Below are 17,628 nucleotides of genomic sequence, written 5' to 3' on the forward strand. Positions count from 1 at the left end.
CATGCCAAATTCTAACACTATGATTTATTTAGATATTAGTAAACCATCACAATTTTCACTGGTAATTATTTTTACGAAAAGGAAATAAATTTACGCATATAAGTACAAGTAAGATCTGCCACATGTATCGCATCAAGTGACAGACCTTAATTTCTAACTAAGGATGAGAGGACCAAACACCTCTTACGAGTTTGAAGTCGTCATACTGAAGAGATGTATTGTACGAATTGGCTTTCGCGTGAAGCAAATCAGTGGGCATCGGAGTTATGTCCGTTAACTCTTGACGTTGATCTCTATCACCAGGTTCTGCAAACCCTCTGTCATAGATCAAACCTCCCTTAGCTGTAAATAACCCTCGAGAATGTAAAAAACCAGAACGCTCATCATCGGCGCAATACCAATATAGCTTAATATTTTCTGGCTTGATACGTTCGATTAAAGGCAACTGTTTTATTATTTTTAAAAGATCTAAGTCGCTCTGTTGCTTTATCCAGTGAAGTTCCATTGTGCGTCCGGCTTAATTGGTCAGACACATTTCTAAACCAAGCTTTCGGAAAACCAGATAATACAGCGCCACGGTCAAACCCAAGCCGCGCATCCAACAGTGCTAAATCTGCTAAAGAGTTAATTTCTGTCGGCGCAACTGCAAATTCCAAATGTAACATTAGAATAGCTCCTCTCTTCTTTCTTCAAAGAAGCCGTTTGGCCACGGAGCATCAAACTCACCTTCGTCGGTTGTTTTGATTGGAAGCAAGCGTGTTTTACCTTCTGATTGCTCACAAAAAATAATCTGCACATCACTTTTCTTACAACCAAATGGCTCGTATGAAATCTCTTCATCTGCTGTTTGGCGTCGACGTTTTAGTAACCTTAACAGCAAATGTTCGCTGTGCGTTTCAATTAAAAACATTCGGTCCTGATTTGTCTTAATTGCCTCGAGCATCATGTCGCCTAATGCCAACTGCCATTTAGGGTGGATATGCAGTTCAGGTTGCTCACATGACACAATAAGGTCTTGCTCAAGTGATGTAGCAACGACAAATGGGAATACTTGGGAAACGCCAACACCTACGCTTGATGGTAATAAAGGTATCTCAGTGTGCGAGTCTTTAAGTATTATTGTCTTTTCTAGCAAACTCGCTTCTCCATGAGAAGGCGCTTCAAAATAATAATTAGTTCCAAAGAAATCACTACTTTTGAATTTTTCGTTAGCTTTGTTTTTAACTCTATCATTCGAAAATGCGAATGTATCCCACCCAGCTGTACCATCATACCAACGACCAGATGATGTTTTAGCATTCAGTACCGTTGAACGATTTGGCACAATACGTAAAGGACCAATGTGAATGAAATCTTCAAGCTTTTTCACCAAAAGCTTGATGGGCGCTAGAATGGCTTGAGAAGACGTTGCTTCTGCAAACAATTTGCCAGCAAAAGGATGCTCAGGAAACGCATTACTCCAATCAAAAGGGACATTTGATAAATCCATACGAGAATAAATATTGGGTAATGAATCTTGGCCTTTTAAGAAAATATCTTCCCACTCCCCTGAATCAAATAAATTATTTATAGAGAATGACTCGTCTACTTCCCAATGAGGTAACGGTTGGTAATGCGTTATATTACTTTCCTGTTTGCCTTGTTGAGATTCGATTCTACAAAGTACAACACTTCGGCTTTTACACTCATAGCGACTTATAAATGCCTTCTGTTTATGATAATCCCACTTAATATCGATCTCAAAGCTTAGTTCATCGGCCTCTGAATCAGGCGTAATTCCCAGATTTGTTTCAAGCAACCAACGCTCAGAATCAGACAAATAATCATCCCAGATATCTATCACTCCATCTCTAAAATCGAGAGTAGCACCTATAGTGATAACACCATTTAAGTCTTTGCAATGAACCAAATTTTGAAAACCGCCAAAATAAAGTGATTCACCTGCAATTGAGCTGTATTGCGCATCAAAATTTCGCTTTGCGACTACTTCGTACAAATAGAGCAATGCGTGTAAAACAGTACTTTTACCTGTGCTGTTTGCACCAAAGAAAAGCGTGATGGATGCTAGTGGAATCGTGGCTTTATTTTTAATACCTTTGAAACCACCAACGGTAAGTGATGTTATTTTCATTTTAACCTAACCTTTAATCAAAAAAAGAGGCATCCGAAGATACCTCTGAAATTTATAGTTGGCCTGAGAAAGCTTGCTGACTCAAAGACTCAAAATACTTTTCATTACTAAACTTGTATGAAGTATCCAAGCATCCGATAAACTTGGATTTAATAGCGCTAAATTGACTCAACGCTTCATCACTTGGGACGGGAATCTTAATATTGCCCACTATCGTTTTATTTAAGTTCGGCATGGTCGCACCTTGAGATTCCCCCTCTAAGTACTTTTTCATAGCTTCACTTGAGAGAAGTTTATTTAAATATTCTGAGAAAACACCTGTTTGGCTTGGTCTAATAAATAGACTTCCAGTACCACACATCCACCCATCTTCTCGCTCATTTACAATGGCACATCGTCCCATTTCTCCTCTTCTTCCCATTACGATATCTCCAGCTCTTAGATGATATTCTGTGAGTTCTTGGTGTTTTTTACTTGATATCGTTAAGTTACTTTTTGGAATAATACTACCCTGTACAAAACGACCGTCATTGCCGGAGTTCCAGAGGTAAGGTTCAGATAAATACCATCTGATTGGGATGAAATATGAGCCAATTGCTTATGCATGACTTTAGTAATTGCGGTGTAATCAATAGGTGATGACAATCTGATACGTTGAATAGTTACCAAGGTTTTGGAACGACCTGAACAAGCAAGTTTTTTCACAAGCCATTCTTTATAATCATGCCACTCCTCCTCCCATGTACTAGCAAGGATTACAACATCATCAAATATAGGAGCTTTCAATGCGATCGTTGCTATAGAAGCTGTTTTGTCTAGCTTCATCTGATCAAGATCTGTTCTGCCAAGCCAACTAAGCAAAGTTGCCATTTTATCTTCCGTAATTATTTTTCTTTTAATACGGCATATTACAGCGACTTCATTGGTTTTAAAATGCTATATAAAAGAAAACGCTACATAGCGCAAAGCATGTAGAATATTTTTGCTTTTTATCTTAAATAGTCCAACCTGCATTAATTAGCTTTTGGTCTATAACTAACCTTGCTTGATCTTCTGGCGTTAATTTTTTATCCATAGAGGTTACCCTTCAAAAAATTCTTCATCGATCCGTTTGATATACAGCACCTGCTCGTCTCGGCTACCAATGTTGTAGCGGAGCATCAGTTTTGCTAACTCCTTACCATTGATAAGAACGATACGCATACCTAGGTCTTTAGCAGTTTGAGTTGCTGATGAAGTAAACTCTGAGGTTGTAATGAAAATTCCTTTTTGTGCTTTCTTCAAATTGAGTGCACCAAAGAAGTCTCTGATTTCACCAGCGCCAACGTTATTCCCATCAGCATAACGCTTCGCCTGAATATAAATCTGGTCAACACCTAATGGATCTTGATTAATGACGCCATCAACACCATTATCACCGCTTTTTCCAAGGGTATGAGCCATGCCTTCATCACTACCGCCGTAACCCATAGCTAGTAGTAAATCGATAAGTAGTTGTTCAAAAAATGCAGGTGATACTTTACGAGTACGCGACAAAATATCTGAGGCTAAGGCGTCGTTGATTTGTTTGTAAGCAGCTCTTAGTATTTCATCGGGTGTCGCATCGTTATCAACAACCTCAATAGCTTCAGCTTTATCGACGTCACCATTTTTTTGCTTAGTGAACACATTGAAGTCATCAAAACGTTTTAAATAATGGTTATTGATCTCTTCTCCACTATTTAGTGCCTCTTTTCCCAAATCTGTGATCACGAAATGACCACGCCTTGTTGAATCCAACAATCCAGCTTTAGCTAGATAAGTTTTGGCCCATCCAACTCGGTTAGTAAATGCAGCTTGTCGTCCACTAGGAAGAAGTTCTGTTCTTTCTTCTTCTGACAGATTGAATTGCTCAGCTAGCAAGTCAGTAACATTGCTAAGCTTTACTTCTTCATTCTTCGCGGCCTTTAACACAGGCTCCATTAAATCTTGGTAACTTGGAAGCATTTACTCACCTATATACTTACTGTTCAATCCACTCACCGCAACTCTTCATGCTTAATGTTCTATAAATCATCAAGCTAATCTTCTGCTAAATTTATGCAAACTGTTACTTCTTTCAAAGTTAAAATTTAGCCTATTATTTTATAGCAAGACTCTTTATGGCAATAGCCTGGAAGGATATGAGAAAATTGAGGAAAGGACAATGATATTCATCATTCAAATCAGATAAATGAGCGTTCGTAACACATTGTATAATCAAGTGTTACTCTCACTTTAAAGTAATCTACGATTTAATAACTTTAGTGGGATTTTTAAAGCTAAAAAACACAAAGCCCACACCTTTCGATATAGGCTTTATGTCTTTAGTGGTGGAAGGTTGGAATTAATCTGAAACCATGCAATTCAATTCAAATAGATCTTATCTAAATAACGCAATCACTGATTGTGATCGCCAATAGCGAGTAATCTCACGACATGACATTCGGCGATTGTTTTTTGGATTAACACATGAGTCATTAATGCAACTCAAATCTATTAAATATAAAAAACCGCTCAAGTGAGCGGTTTCTGATAGTTAGACTCTATCATCATTAGAGAGCAAAATTATCGCATGCGTTACTTTTCATAGATATCGCTACATACTCATTACCATACTTACGTAAAATCATTGATGATTGTGCGTTATAAGAACCTTTCAATGCTTTATCAATAAAACAAACATGTAAGTTTTGTTCATCTTTTTCAACAATGTTTAATTGGTAATGCCATCTCTCACTCTCAATCAAAATTGATGAGTCTGTAATGACTGGCTTAGGTAAATTTAGTTCTGAAAAATGTTTTTCATTTCCCACACGTTTAGGCATTAATGAACTACTAAACGACGTAATATCTAATGTTTTATATATATCATCCATTGGGTATGCGAATGATAACGAACTAAAAATAATAGCTAATATACTAATGATTGTTTTCATAATAATCCTTTTAATAAGGTTGCTTCTGTCTTTCGTCTAGTTGAGTAATCATCATAAAAATTAAGTAAATTCTTATGCATTCCAGTCCAATTTTGTTGTATTGCCTGTTTCCAAAACTTTGGAGTCTCTGTCGATAAGTTACCATACTGATAAGCCACTGATGCTATTACAGTTTGAGCCTGACTTGGTAAGCACTCAAATTTAACTTTACTACTCGACTTATTATATAACGTCACTAATTTATCTGTTTCTGACTGTTTAACAAGTAAACTCAATGTATTAAGTTCCTCATTAGTAATTGTCAGTGGTATTTCTTCTAATTTATTCACAGCATCATACTTTTTCAAAGATAAATATGGTGTAAATTTATCAATTAATGATTTACTTAACCCCATTTTCTTTAAATCCGATAATGTTCTAGCACCCAAATCAAAACCTGTACCTATAGTAACTCCGCTTTGGCTTTTATCCGGAAAAGGAACGTAGCCTTTGGTCTCTACACCCTCTAATTTTTGGATGAAATGATGATCTATTTGTAATTCACATTGCGTCTCATAAACCCACTGACCAACAACAGCTTCATCTAACGCCAACAGAGTATTCTTCCCCGCCACTCCATCTGTACTACCAATTTTGTAATCTGGATGAACCTCATTCGTTGGTGTATACGTACTTTGAAATGTTTTTATCGCGCTTTCTGTTCCTGAGCCAAAATCACCATCAGCTCCTGCACTACCTAAATCAAACTTCATTTTCAGCAACGCTTCTTGAATCAGTTTAACCTCATCCCCTTTAGCGCCTTTTTTAATGACCTCTTTCTTTCCTTGAGCAATTGATTCTAGTATCTCAGATTGTGCTAATAATTTTGATTGAAGCAATACCGATTTCACATTCACAATAGCCGTATTATTCTTAATTGCCTTCTCTTCTTGAACTGGCACATAAGCAAGCTCTGTATGATTTTTTTCGATCACACTCCATACATTGCAAAAAGGAAACGTTAGTTTATCTTCAGTTAAATCCGCTGGACTCTGCGCATTTCGATAAGATTCGTCGACACCTACTGTTTGCTGTTGATTAAGCAGTAACTCATCCCCTAATGCCAATGCGCCATCTTTGTGTTCGGGGTTATTTGAGTTTAAATCAAACAATTCTTTTGCGGTCATTCCATGCTGAACAGCAATATCTTCCCACGTTTCACACTGTCCTGTCTTTGGGTTAATTTTACAAATATGAGAAGTTACCTCATCATGATTTTGATTCTCTTCCTTTATGAGAATCTCATCTCCCACCTGTATTAAGTCTGGATTAGTAATTTGAGGATTTAAAGTAAGAATCGATTCATATTCCACACCTTGCTTACGAGCGATAAGCCCAAGCGTATCTCCTGATTGAACAGAATAAGTTACTCGCCCATTCTCATTTTTTTCTCGCTCTAACGCTTTCTCTGAACGAGCATTAACAACCTCATCTGGGTTTAAGCATCTCGCGTTCTCATCAAGCCACGCTACATTAATATCACTCAGTTGCTCTTGGGTTATTTTTTCTTTGGTATAAAGTAAATGCTGACGAGCTACAACAACATTGTTGATTTTCCAAGGCAATAAAATAAAGCTGTATTCATGCTCTGATAGCAATTCGTTAGATAACGATTTACCTTTAGAATGAGTAATCTTAAATGACCACTTATCACTACCAGTAAGTTGATACTCGTTAATCAACTCATCATCGATAAAATGATAAAAGAACCCCACTTTAGGCCATGACAAACGCTCATACACTTGAATCGATGGTTTGATAGGAACGAATGACTCCGTAGCATGAGCAACACCTTTCTTAACAGGCTTAACCTCATCAAACACCATCGCACTACCGCTTGAGATAAAGAACTCTCGACTGAGTACCTTTGGCTCATCAACATCCACACTAGCAGTAAATAACGTAAAGCCTTTCTCATTTTGAGTTTTATTCCATGTGGATATATTGCCTTCTTCTTTGGTTTTCCCTAAAGAGAATACACCAATTTGATAGGTGTTTAATTCATCCTGAGCACATGCTATTTCAATCGAATACTCAAAGGCCGCTGTTTTAGCTTGTTTTTCCTTTACTGGATCGTTATGTGGTTCTTCAATCTTGCATTGCTTTGCTAATTCTTCATTCCACGGAAAGTAGGCATTCACAAATTTTGATTTAGTGTCATCAACTGGCTCAACAAACTTTTCTAATTTTTCATCCCAAGCTTTCATTCGTTATTCTTCATTTATTTTAAATCACTCTCGAATGCTAATCTAAAATGCAAGTTCGTTTTAACTGAATTAATAGGTAAAATGACTAAATCTCTAAAAGCGAAAAACACATCACATTTCTTTTCCGTTCAGTCCTCTTTACATCCACCCCAATTCAAAAATAACTCACATATATATCACCTTTATGCATATCCAAAACGAATGCCTTAAAGGAACTTTACATGCAAAAACAATCCAACCCCACCTATGTCGTTAATGAGCCTTTAACGGCAAATCAGGTTTTCGAAAAAGCCGCTGAATTACTAGAGCACCAATATCAACGTGAAAACTCATTCACAGATCCGACTAACACCAAACATTATCTATCCATGAAATTAGGCCACCAAGAGCGTGAAGTGTTTGCTGTGCTGTTTCTGGATAATCAAAATCAACTCATTAGTTATCAAGAGCTGTTCTATGGCACTGTAGATTCTGCCAGTGTGTATCCTCGTGAAGTCGCAAAGGCAGCATTATATGCCAATGCCGCTGCGGTGATATTTGCCCACAATCACCCTTCGGGTATTGCTGAACCATCAGGGAGCGATAAACGCATTACCACTAAATTAGTGGATGCATTAAACCTGTTAGATATTCGAGTACTTGACCATGTGGTGGTTGGCTCACCTTGTGTCTCTTTTGCTGAACGAGGACTTATCTAATGAAAAGAGAATTAGTTGTTCATGGTAAAGATCTAGCATTACCAAAAAATCTGCATCGTCACCTTGAAGTAGTGCTTGATAGTTTTTCACTTCGTACTGACATCAATCGACTCTCTGTAAATTTTAGAGACACCAGCTATTACCATCGTCGGGAAGGATTGCATCCTATTGAAATGCGCTTTGAGCGAGACGACATTAATCGTCATATTTGGAAGCTGGTATTTATTGCCAGCTTTTCCTATCCCGATGAACACAGCCCAAACGTTGCACCTGAGCTGTACTTTAACTTTAACTTTAAACGTGGTTGGTTCTATCAACCTGATATTCAAGGCTGTGAGCTTGCAAGGCCGCAAGTCATCGACCTATTTACCTCATGGGCACTCGCCTTTTGTCGTCAACTTCGTAACCAACACTTTGATGATATCTCTGCTAACGAGATACGCACTTAACCTCATCTACTTCCAATTTATTACTTTTTGTCACTATCTTATTTAAATCATAGGAGGACACAACGTGTCTGAATTACAAACCATCATTACCACCACTAATCTTATACCTACGCTATTGCCAGTATCAAACAAACTAAACCAATACCTTGTTAATGCGCTTAATCAACATCCTGAATTGCATTCTGGCTTAGAGGAAACAAACAGTGTCACCTTCAATTTTCGAGATAAAAGCTACAGTGCTGAAAGTGGTGGTTTTCATCCTGTTGAGATTGCTTTAACCAAAGAAGCAAATAACACATGGCACTATGCCTACATCACTGACTTTGCTTTTGTGGGTAATCATTATCCTGAATTAGCCAAAGAATTAGATTTTGATTTTCTAAGTGAAGAATGGTTTGCCAGCTATTTAGGACGTTATTCGTCCATCAAAGATGACGGTGCCGCTAAGGAGTTGTATCAATTATGGGAGCATAACTTTCTGGCTTATGCCGATATGGGAATGTATGACGAAATAGAAATCAACGTATCTTAATCATCCTCCTTATTTCAATATCAATCACATCATGCCGCAGCCTTTTGGTTGCGGTTTTTTTATGCTTAAAAATCAGGATAACTAACTCATGAATAAACAAATAATACCCACCCTTAATCCCTTCTCTGTCTTAGTCAATTGGTCTGAATCCAATGAGTTCAATGAAGGTCAGTTGTATGACTTCATGGACTTTGAGCGTAAAGCATTGGACGTAGCTAAACAAAACCCATTAGGCGGTTACGACAAAACCAATGTAACGGTGACCTTTGAGAATGGGGATGAACACCAATGTCGATTAGATTTAGGTTGTGGTGGCAATGATGTAGGCTTTGCTGATCATTGTCTTAGTACGCTTGAATATCATGAAAAACATCACCTCGATACAGATAAGCCGTGGTTACGTAATGATGCTAATCATCAACAATTAATCACACTCATTAGAGCCTATCATTTTGATATCGAGTTTATAACTGATGCTCGAAACCAAACCATCAAAGCCACTGAACTTGCGAAGCAACAAGAGCGAGATAAAGAGCAAGCCAAACGTGAGCAAGAAGAAAAAGAATGGCAAGCACATCAAGCCAATGAAAAGGCATTTCAAGCAGCTCTAGTCATACCTGAATGGACGAAAGGCGTGATCGTGGCTACTTATACCGAATACGATAAAGAACGCAGTGAGCCGCATTCAGGAGAGCATCACACCAAAACCCTTCGCACCATTATTTTAGCATGGTCTACCCATACCAGACGATTATTCCCTGAACTGCGTAAAGCCTGTTTGGATCATCCTGATACGGTATTTCTAAACGATAAAGAGCAAAGCTGTGAGCATCGTAATAACTACGGTATAGGGCAAGGCTCTGGCTTAACGGATGTGGATTATCTTTATCATGGTTGGTGTGTGGAAAAAATTGTCTTTGGGAATAAATACAACAAAGCGAAATACGTTCCATTAGGGGAAATCGTCATCCCTTTATCAAAAGATAAATGAGGCTATACCATTAGATTTTTTGAAAAGGTAAAGGTCTTCGTCTCTCACCTTAAAACCCTTGCTCTATGCGGCTTTGGAAGGACTAATACTTGTAATCTCAATGTGCTTAACAGAGCAATATCACTCCTTCTCAATTATCCACCACTCACTTATTTTTAAGATCACTATCGCTACGACATAAGTCAACGCAGCCATAGATACACTCCCTATCAATTACCCTCAACAAGTTAAGCGAATGAATAAGAATGCCCCAAACCGTTCACAACATTATCTTCAATTAATTCTAGAAATTTATAAGCGCATACCGAAACATCGTAAAACCACCGCAAAAGAGATCCAACAGCAATTAACTAATATCGGCATTGATCGCAGTGAGAGATCTATACAACGTAACTTAGCGGATATGGTTCAATTCTTTGATGACATTGAAATGGATAATCGAGACAAACCTTATGGATATACTCGTCGTTCAAGCTCTTTATTATCAGAGCATAGACAAGATGCCCTTTTATTATACTTAGCAACCCATTACTTACGTTATTTATTACCCGTGACACTGACGGCTTCAATGGAAAATATACTCTCTGATACAAAACGACTTTTTCTTCCTGAAAATGCGAACTCTAAAGAGCGTCAGTGGGTAAATAAAATAGGCGTAGTCAATGACTCCTTTACGCAATCGTTTCTATGCATGCCTTCTCATATCTTTGAGCCAGTCAGTTATGCGTTGTTTCATAACCGATTATTGTCACTTACCTATACAGAAGGAACACAGGCAAAAAAAATAAAAGAGGTTATGCCCCTTGGTTTAGTTCAACAAGGTGAATGGCTTTATCTTATTTATCAAACAAAAAAAGAAAACATTGCACACTCAATATGCCTTCACTACATCATTCAAGTAAGTGTATCTACCTTTTCATTTACCTATCCGAGTGAATTTACCTTACAGCAATACCTTAATAAAGAATGGGGGGAGGTTCAATCATCACATAAAACACATGCTCATTGAGGTTAACTACAGAGCCAATTACGACTCTGTATACAGTTATACATAACTTAACGAACGGTGCATGCATCTCGCAATGCAACTTTCTCCATCATCCACTCTTCTATTTCATGTTCCACCCAGCGGACCCCTCTCTTATCTATATCCAACTTAACAGTGCCAGGGAAACGCCCTTCATTCATAAATTTATAGACACTTGAACGACCTAATCCAGTCATTGCCATTACTTCTTTTAACTTAATGAATTTCATTATTTTATTCCTTATGAGTTTTCGTCATAAGGAGGTGCGCTACTGTTATTTTTACGCGAAACTTATCGCCTTTCCTGATACAAGGACTTCCAATGAATAAACCACCCAATCTCTTCTTACAGCTTGAAGAAGATATTAACCTCGCCAGTCTTAACCCAAATACCCAAAACCTATTACTTCGTAACCTCAACACATTAAAGACCACCCAACTAAACATCATGATTGTTGGTGCAACAGGTGCAGGGAAAAGCTCAACCATTAACGCGTTATTCAATATGGATATAGCAACCGTTGGCACAAGTAGCTCACCTGAAACGTCAAACATCACAGCCTACACACTGCATAATTTGGTGTTGTGGGATAGTGCTGGATTAGGTGATGGCTATACCAATGACAAGCAACATGCCAAAGCCATTAAACAGAAATTAAAAGAGAGAACAAAGGACGGTGAATTATTGATAGATTTAGTGCTGGTGATTATTGATGGCAGCACTCGTGATTTAGGGACGCCAGTAACACTTATCAACAACGTTATTCTTCCCTCAATAGGAGATAATCCAAATGAGCGAATTTTAGTGGCAATTAACCAAGCGGATGTTGCACAAAAAGGAAGGGATGCGTGGGACTACGATAACAATCGCCCAACCCCAGCTTCAGCCGTTTTTCTTGATAATAAAATAGAATCACTCAAACAGAGGTTATTTGAATCAAGCAAACTAACCATCTCTCCTATCTATTACGTCGCAGGATTTCATGATGGTGAGCATCAACAACTCCCTTACAACCTATCTAAGCTATTGCTGCTCATCGTTGAACATACACCAAAAAATAAAAGAGTCATTTTGGCTAATCGCACATTATCAACCAAGAAGAGTGCATGGCAGGATGATGATGAGCGTTGTGATTACAATCAGCAAACACGACATCATTTATGGGAGGGAATTATGGATTCTATTCATCATGGTGCTGATATCGGCTCTGATATTGGTTTTGTCTTTGGTCGTACAGGAGAGCTGATTGGAGCCTTAATTGGAGGGACATTAGGCGCAATTTCTGGTGGTCTACGCAGCCTGTTTAGATTATGAGGGTATTATGCTAACAACGACACAAGAGCAACAACTGCACCTTACGACTCGTCGTTTAGATACTCATCCCATTGATGTACTGATTGTCGGAGCAACAGGCTCAGGGAAAACCACCACGTTACAAGCGTTACTACCAAAAAAATTACGTAAGCGAGCAAACAAACACCCAACGTTACCTGATATGAAAAAGATGCATGCTTATCGTATTCATCCACATTTACGGATGTGGGAGCCTATTCCCCCTGACTCACTCACATTAAAAAATGAACAGTTATATGAAAAAGAAATCATTAATACGCTTCAATACGCCTACCCTTACAAAGATAACCATTATGCATTTATCGATATGGTCGTAATAGTGATTGATGGATCAAGCCGAGATATAGGAACCGCCATTAATCTGATCAACCACACTCTACTCCCCTATTTCCCCATAGAAAGAATAGTGGTTGCAATTAATCAAGCCGACAGAGCAATGAAAGGACGACATTGGAACACACTATTAAATGAGCCCTATCCACCACTACAGCATTACCTAATCCATCAAGCCAATACCATAAAGCACCGACTTTCAGCGTCTTGCTCAGAGTCCTTTCCTACCCCAATTTATTACTCAGCTCGATATCACTACCACCTTCAAGTATTGCTTGATGCCCTTATCAACACCCTACCAACAGAGAAACGGAAAATAGTACTTTCTTAAATCACAATTCCATCAGTGCTGCGTCATAAGGTGTCGCTGCACTCTTTATCCTATTGGTTTAATTATCCCTTATTGGAAATAACACAATGAAAATAACCCCTTCTTTACTTGGCTCATTGATTGCCTTATCACTCTCAGGTTGTAACAGCAGTGATAACTCAAACTCGACAGTATCCACATCAACCATTAAAGCCATTGATGGCTACCTTGCTAATGCGTCTGTCTATATCGATAGAAACAGCAATAACATCGCTGATGAAAATGAATTCGTTGGGGTTACTTCAGAGAGAGGTGAACTAACAATCGATTCATCACAGCTAACACATCCCATCATAATAAAAGCAATTGCTGGTCAAACGTATGATTTAGATAAAGGTGGACGCTTAACACAAAGCTATGAATTGATGGCAGATACAAGCTCGACAATCATTACCCCTTTTACAACCTTAGCAAAAATCAATGACATCACAATGGAGACTCTTGCCGCTCAATTAGGTTATGACACAACATTGATTAATTCAGATTACGTCAAAGCAAAAGAGACAAATGCTACCGCAGAGCAAGTTCATTTATTGGCTCGCAGTAGTATGACTACACTCAATGATACTGTGGTTAATTCCATAAAGAACAAACAAGTCATCACACAAGGAGTGACTACCATCAATAACAAGGTGGATGAACTAGTGAACGCTGGAAATAACCTTAATGATATTGTGATTGATGCAAGTGGCAACAGTATCCCTATGCCACCAACATTAACTCGATACTTAGCAGATACCACTCTCTATCAATTCAGTACTAATGAGTTTTGGTTTGAGCATGATTTGTATAGCAAGATGGTATTTAAAGACAATACGTTGACCGCTACCACCAGCCAAGGGGAGCACATTGCTGACTTACCTATCAGCATCACAAACAACACCTATACCGCTAAAGGCACTGAACTTGAAGAAGAGTTTATCTATTTTAGTCACGACTTTTCACTGATAGTCACCAGCGACGGTGCTATGGATTTCGCCACCACTGATGCATCCATCATTGATGAAAACACCAATACAGTGAACTTCAACTTCATTCCAGCAACGGCTTCTATGTTTCAAGGTAAAGAAGTCTATTGGTTAATTGATGATGCAGAGAATAGCCCTACCGCTAACGTCTCTCTGATTGAATTCTCTTTTGATGAAATAGGAGATACAGGTCGGTATGTAAATGGAAATATTAAAGGTGGTTTCACTTGGTACATCAATGCCGATAACCAGCTTACCATCGTTCGTGACAGCGAAGCCAAAGATTGGATATTCCAACCCGTGATGACCAATGACGACATGATTGTTTCCGTTATGCGTCACGCCCCTCTAGAAGCTCACAAATACTCTCGTATTCCGATGTTTATTATCAACAATAAAGATCTCGCTGAGAGTCTTAAACAAGAATGGATAAAATAACATGCGTAAATTACTGCTAGCATTACTCGTCACCACCTCATTCAGTACCGTTGCACAGATGGATGGATTCAGTATTAAATATAAAAATATAGATACTCATTACGGTACAAGAACAAAGCTCTTTGTGACTTCTCATTTTGATGATGTTGTGATTAATAAAGTTGAAGTGAATCGAGGTAATTGTCCTTTAGCTTGGCCTAAAACCCCCACAGTTAAAGTAAAGAAAGATAAATACAGTCAATCGGATGATTTATTAAATAATCTCAGTAACCCTGATTACAATCCGAACAAGAGCAACGTTAAGGCTCAAGGAACAACATGGCATCCTTATGAGCCTGTTAGGTTAGCGTTCGGACAAACAACAGGCTACGTAGCTACCAGCGTCTGTAACGTCATTGAAATTACTATTTCATCCAGTGAAGGGGATTATCGCTTTACTGATTAGCATAAGAAAAGAAAGGCGGTAATGCCTTTCTTTTTTTTATTTCATTTACGGCTACTGCCGAAGTTCTTACCACCATTGCCATAACGTTTTGTTGCCTTTTTTGCAAAATAACTTAAGCGATAAAAAAGGTCATCATACTGCGCTTTATAATTAGAGTCTGCTTTATTCAGAGTATAGGTTGCATTATCTGTAAAATAAACAGCACCGTCTATATCAATAATATGAACACCTAATGCACTAGCCCATGCTTGCCTTATTCTTGCCGCAGTATTTCCTTCTTTCGCTGTAAAATACCCAAGATGACTGTAAACATTTCCATTAAGAAATACCACAATGTGATAGTGAGGATGATTAGAAGAGTCTTGTTCTTTTACCCATATAAACCTAGGTGTAGATTTTCCTCTCTTCTTTTTTTTTAAGTCAGCACGAATGATGGCTTTAAAAGAAGCAATAAATTTAGAAATATGGTTATTTTCAACTACGGTATAATCTTTAGGGTAGCGTAAATCAACACGCATAGCAGAAGTTCTAGGGTACGCATTCAAAGCCAGTTTAATAGTTTCATCAATTTTGATTAAATACTTTTCATCTAATTCACCACAATCCGTTTGTACTCTCATACCTTGAAAGGTATTTATTAATTTTTTCTTGTTACTTCCCATTGTTTTTTACCTATGATTATTTAGTTCATAGGTACAATGGTTACTGTTAATTATTGTAGTTATGATTACGATGCATTAGGTAGAATGAATAAACTATATAATATTAATAACCGTAGCATTAATTTTCTTCATCTCCACACTAAGAGTTGATACCATAAGGGTTACACTTACAAAAAACTGAAATATTTCACTCTGGAAAAACATTACTATTAGCACACCTCGATAACACCTTCACATTATCACTTAATATTTTTATTTGATAAGTATATTCCTTACCATCATGTTTACACCATTCTCTATCAATAAGCTCTAAATATTGATTTGATACCAACATCGAAATGTAAAATAATAAATTATCGACATCTTTATCACTAATAGCCCCATCTAGTTTATTGGCTAAAAATAATGACTTTAATCGCCTTATTTTTACAACCTCACGTTCTTCAATTAGCAAACACCTTTTTTCACTATATTTTGAAAGCATGTGGCAGGTATATTGCTCCAATGCATATTGAAAATAACCACCATATTTATCACCAAGATTTTTAGCAGGCAATATTTTTGAAATGGTTTTAAACCACAAGTCATCCAAGAATAAATCATGTAAATTATGTTGTTTATATTTGACGTCTTTTTTTTCATTAGTCCTTAACATTTCACGGATCAAAATCTCAACATTGTAAAAATTATTATTATTGATGTGCATTACATTCTCAACTTTATCTTGTTCAGGAATAGAAGCTCTAAAATTACAATCTAAATCAAGATAAAACGAACCTTTTTTCTTTCCTAAGAGTAAATCATTATTAATACCAGAAACTCTATAAATAATATATTTAAGCGTCATTAACTTTCTAATCTGAGTACGTACTCTTTCTCGTTTCATTCCTGTAAATTTAGAAATATCAGCAATACTGAAATCATGCACGATGCCAAAGCTATCAGCTTGTGCTAGCAACAGGCTCAATAAGAGCTTATGAGATACATTCAATGAATCATGCTCCTCACAGTTAGAATCAAGCAACTCATCAATCAGAGCCTTGCTATAAGATAAAGGCTGTCTGTATTTTTTTATTACTTCAAGAGCCTCGAAAAAACCACTTGAAAACTGATATGCCTTTTTTACTTTTCCTTTATTGGTAATAGCAATAAGCCCAGCCTCTGATAGTACTACCATTGATGGCACTATAACCTTTCTAGATACACCACATAGCTTGGCTAGCTGAACAGCACTACTATCAATTGGATTGTAGATATCAAAATATCTAATCAGTTGAACAAGAAGATACTTACCTTCCGGAGATAACCCTTTAATGGTCAATAAAAGCGACTGTATATACACACTAAAACCTCAAATTGTTCTCTATACACCCCATATTACAGGTAAATCAGAATGTAATTTTAGACATAGTCCACAGACATAGTCTAAAAAAGTGATTTAGTTATTATGTTCCTTTACTATCATAGTCACTCATTTATAGCTTTAAGCTGCATGCCTAGTATTAATTATGACTAAAAAACTTAATCACTTTAATTTTGATAACGAAGAACATATTGCATGGTTACAAGGTTACTTAAGTAAAAGACATGACCATCTTTTTACTCTGGCCCCTTATCTAGATATAGGGAACATTTTCAGTGTTCAGGCTCATATTCCAAAAACAGAACGATTTGATAAATTAGTTTCTGCATTAGAAAAGAATGCTGAAGGCCGAGAATTATGGAGACAACTATATGGTGCATGGCATAAAAAGAAAAAAAGAGATAGTAATAATAGAATAAAGTCTTATAGCTTTGAGTTAGATGTAGCTATTAAAAGTAAACTAAATTTTTTATCTAAGGGTTCAACCATAAAAGATACATTGGAGAAATTAATTACAGGAGTTTATCAAGAAGAAAAAAATATAATAAAAAACAACAAACAGATTAAATTAAACAATTTAACAGCCATTCAATTGGAAACATTAAAATTTGAGTTAGACAAAGAAAAGGAAAGAGTTAAATATTTATCATCGATACTTGAGGAA

Annotated in this window: 20 protein-coding genes; 10 read left to right on the top strand and 10 right to left on the bottom strand. The window is 37.2% G+C overall.

Annotation, left to right across the window (positions count from 1 at the left end; genetic code table 11):
• Positions 1 to 407 precede the first annotated feature (407 nt).
• From BTO23_RS05450 to BTO23_RS05480, 7 genes are all read right to left on the bottom strand, one after another.
• A complete protein-coding gene (locus BTO23_RS05450) occupies positions 408 to 665 on the bottom strand; it encodes a hypothetical protein (RefSeq protein WP_105063110.1) in 258 nt (85 codons plus the stop codon).
• Positions 665 to 2,131 carry an AAA family ATPase gene (locus tag BTO23_RS05455; RefSeq protein ID WP_105063111.1) on the bottom strand — a complete coding sequence of 489 codons (1,467 nt, stop codon included), beginning with the start codon at positions 2,129 to 2,131 and terminating at the stop codon, positions 665 to 667. Before BTO23_RS05455 ends, BTO23_RS05450 begins: the two co-directional genes overlap by 1 nt.
• A gap of 52 nt (positions 2,132 to 2,183) precedes the next feature.
• On the bottom strand, positions 2,184 to 2,726 hold the full coding sequence (locus BTO23_RS05460; protein ID WP_105063112.1) for a restriction endonuclease subunit S: 543 nt from the start codon (positions 2,724 to 2,726) through the stop codon (positions 2,184 to 2,186).
• Complete coding sequence (locus BTO23_RS05465) at positions 2,615 to 3,001, bottom strand: hypothetical protein (RefSeq protein WP_146107784.1); 387 nt, start codon at positions 2,999 to 3,001, stop codon at positions 2,615 to 2,617. Before BTO23_RS05465 ends, BTO23_RS05460 begins: the two co-directional genes overlap by 112 nt.
• A 210-nt stretch (positions 3,002 to 3,211) precedes the next feature.
• Positions 3,212 to 4,117: a restriction endonuclease gene (locus tag BTO23_RS05470; protein WP_105063113.1), complete on the bottom strand. Its 906-nt coding sequence runs from the start codon at positions 4,115 to 4,117 to the stop codon at positions 3,212 to 3,214.
• Between the two features lie 587 nt (positions 4,118 to 4,704).
• Positions 4,705 to 5,088: a hypothetical protein gene (locus BTO23_RS05475; RefSeq protein WP_105063114.1), complete on the bottom strand. Its 384-nt coding sequence runs from the start codon at positions 5,086 to 5,088 to the stop codon at positions 4,705 to 4,707.
• Positions 5,085 to 7,334, bottom strand: a complete 2,250-nt coding sequence (locus tag BTO23_RS05480) for a pesticin C-terminus-like muramidase (protein ID WP_105063115.1) — start codon at positions 7,332 to 7,334, stop codon at positions 5,085 to 5,087. The genes BTO23_RS05475 and BTO23_RS05480 overlap by 4 nt, the downstream gene beginning before the upstream one ends.
• 221 nt (positions 7,335 to 7,555) lie before the next feature.
• Between BTO23_RS05480 and radC the strand changes: the two genes are divergently transcribed.
• The 5 genes from radC (at position 7,556) to BTO23_RS05505 (ending at position 11,013) form a co-directional block, all read left to right on the top strand.
• The gene (radC, locus tag BTO23_RS05485; protein ID WP_105063116.1) at positions 7,556 to 8,032 is read left to right on the top strand and encodes a RadC family protein; all 477 of its coding nucleotides are present in this window, start codon (positions 7,556 to 7,558) and stop codon (positions 8,030 to 8,032) included.
• A complete protein-coding gene (locus BTO23_RS05490; RefSeq protein WP_105063117.1) occupies positions 8,032 to 8,481 on the top strand; it encodes a DUF2787 domain-containing protein in 450 nt (149 codons plus the stop codon). The genes radC and BTO23_RS05490 overlap by 1 nt, the downstream gene beginning before the upstream one ends.
• Before the next feature lie 64 nt (positions 8,482 to 8,545).
• Positions 8,546 to 9,013 (top strand): DUF2787 domain-containing protein, encoded by a 468-nt coding sequence (locus BTO23_RS05495; RefSeq protein WP_105063118.1) that lies wholly within the window; start codon positions 8,546 to 8,548, stop codon positions 9,011 to 9,013.
• An 88-nt stretch (positions 9,014 to 9,101) separates the two neighbouring features.
• Entirely contained in the window at positions 9,102 to 10,004 is a 903-nt protein-coding gene (locus tag BTO23_RS05500) for an LPD25 domain-containing protein (protein WP_105063119.1), read from the top strand.
• Between the two features lie 235 nt (positions 10,005 to 10,239).
• A complete protein-coding gene (locus BTO23_RS05505; RefSeq protein ID WP_105063120.1) occupies positions 10,240 to 11,013 on the top strand; it encodes a helix-turn-helix transcriptional regulator in 774 nt (257 codons plus the stop codon).
• Positions 11,014 to 11,060: 47 nt separating this feature from the next.
• Here the strand turns inward: BTO23_RS05505 and BTO23_RS05510 are convergent, their stop codons facing one another.
• Entirely contained in the window at positions 11,061 to 11,261 is a 201-nt protein-coding gene (locus tag BTO23_RS05510; protein WP_061036726.1) for an AlpA family phage regulatory protein, read from the bottom strand.
• 92 nt (positions 11,262 to 11,353) lie between these two features.
• On the opposite strand from BTO23_RS05510, the gene BTO23_RS05515 reads away from it, so the two are divergent.
• The 4 genes from BTO23_RS05515 to BTO23_RS05530 all read left to right on the top strand — a co-directional run bounded on the left by BTO23_RS05515 (position 11,354) and on the right by BTO23_RS05530 (position 14,939).
• Positions 11,354 to 12,346, top strand: coding sequence for a GTPase family protein (locus BTO23_RS05515; RefSeq protein WP_105063121.1), 993 nt, complete (start codon positions 11,354 to 11,356; stop codon positions 12,344 to 12,346).
• Positions 12,347 to 12,353: 7 nt separating this feature from the next.
• Entirely contained in the window at positions 12,354 to 13,049 is a 696-nt protein-coding gene (locus BTO23_RS05520) for a GTPase family protein (protein WP_105063122.1), read from the top strand.
• An 86-nt stretch (positions 13,050 to 13,135) separates the two neighbouring features.
• Positions 13,136 to 14,494, top strand: a complete 1,359-nt coding sequence (locus BTO23_RS05525; protein ID WP_105063123.1) for a hypothetical protein — start codon at positions 13,136 to 13,138, stop codon at positions 14,492 to 14,494.
• A gap of 1 nt (position 14,495) precedes the next feature.
• The gene (locus tag BTO23_RS05530) at positions 14,496 to 14,939 is read left to right on the top strand and encodes a hypothetical protein (RefSeq protein WP_105063124.1); all 444 of its coding nucleotides are present in this window, start codon (positions 14,496 to 14,498) and stop codon (positions 14,937 to 14,939) included.
• A gap of 41 nt (positions 14,940 to 14,980) precedes the next feature.
• On the opposite strand, the gene BTO23_RS05535 is transcribed toward BTO23_RS05530, so the two are convergent.
• Together BTO23_RS05535 and BTO23_RS05540 are read right to left on the bottom strand one after the other, a co-directional pair.
• A complete protein-coding gene (locus BTO23_RS05535; protein ID WP_105063125.1) occupies positions 14,981 to 15,601 on the bottom strand; it encodes an inovirus Gp2 family protein in 621 nt (206 codons plus the stop codon).
• 187 nt (positions 15,602 to 15,788) lie between these two features.
• Positions 15,789 to 16,943 carry a hypothetical protein gene (locus BTO23_RS05540; RefSeq protein ID WP_105063126.1) on the bottom strand — a complete coding sequence of 385 codons (1,155 nt, stop codon included), beginning with the start codon at positions 16,941 to 16,943 and terminating at the stop codon, positions 15,789 to 15,791.
• A 166-nt stretch (positions 16,944 to 17,109) separates the two neighbouring features.
• Between BTO23_RS05540 and BTO23_RS21295 the strand changes: the two genes are divergently transcribed.
• The coding region (locus tag BTO23_RS21295; RefSeq protein ID WP_170066697.1) for a hypothetical protein at positions 17,110 to 17,628 on the top strand (519 nt) is incomplete at its 3' end.

This window comes from Aliivibrio sifiae (assembly GCF_002954715.1).
Taxonomy (GTDB): domain Bacteria; phylum Pseudomonadota; class Gammaproteobacteria; order Enterobacterales; family Vibrionaceae; genus Aliivibrio; species Aliivibrio sifiae.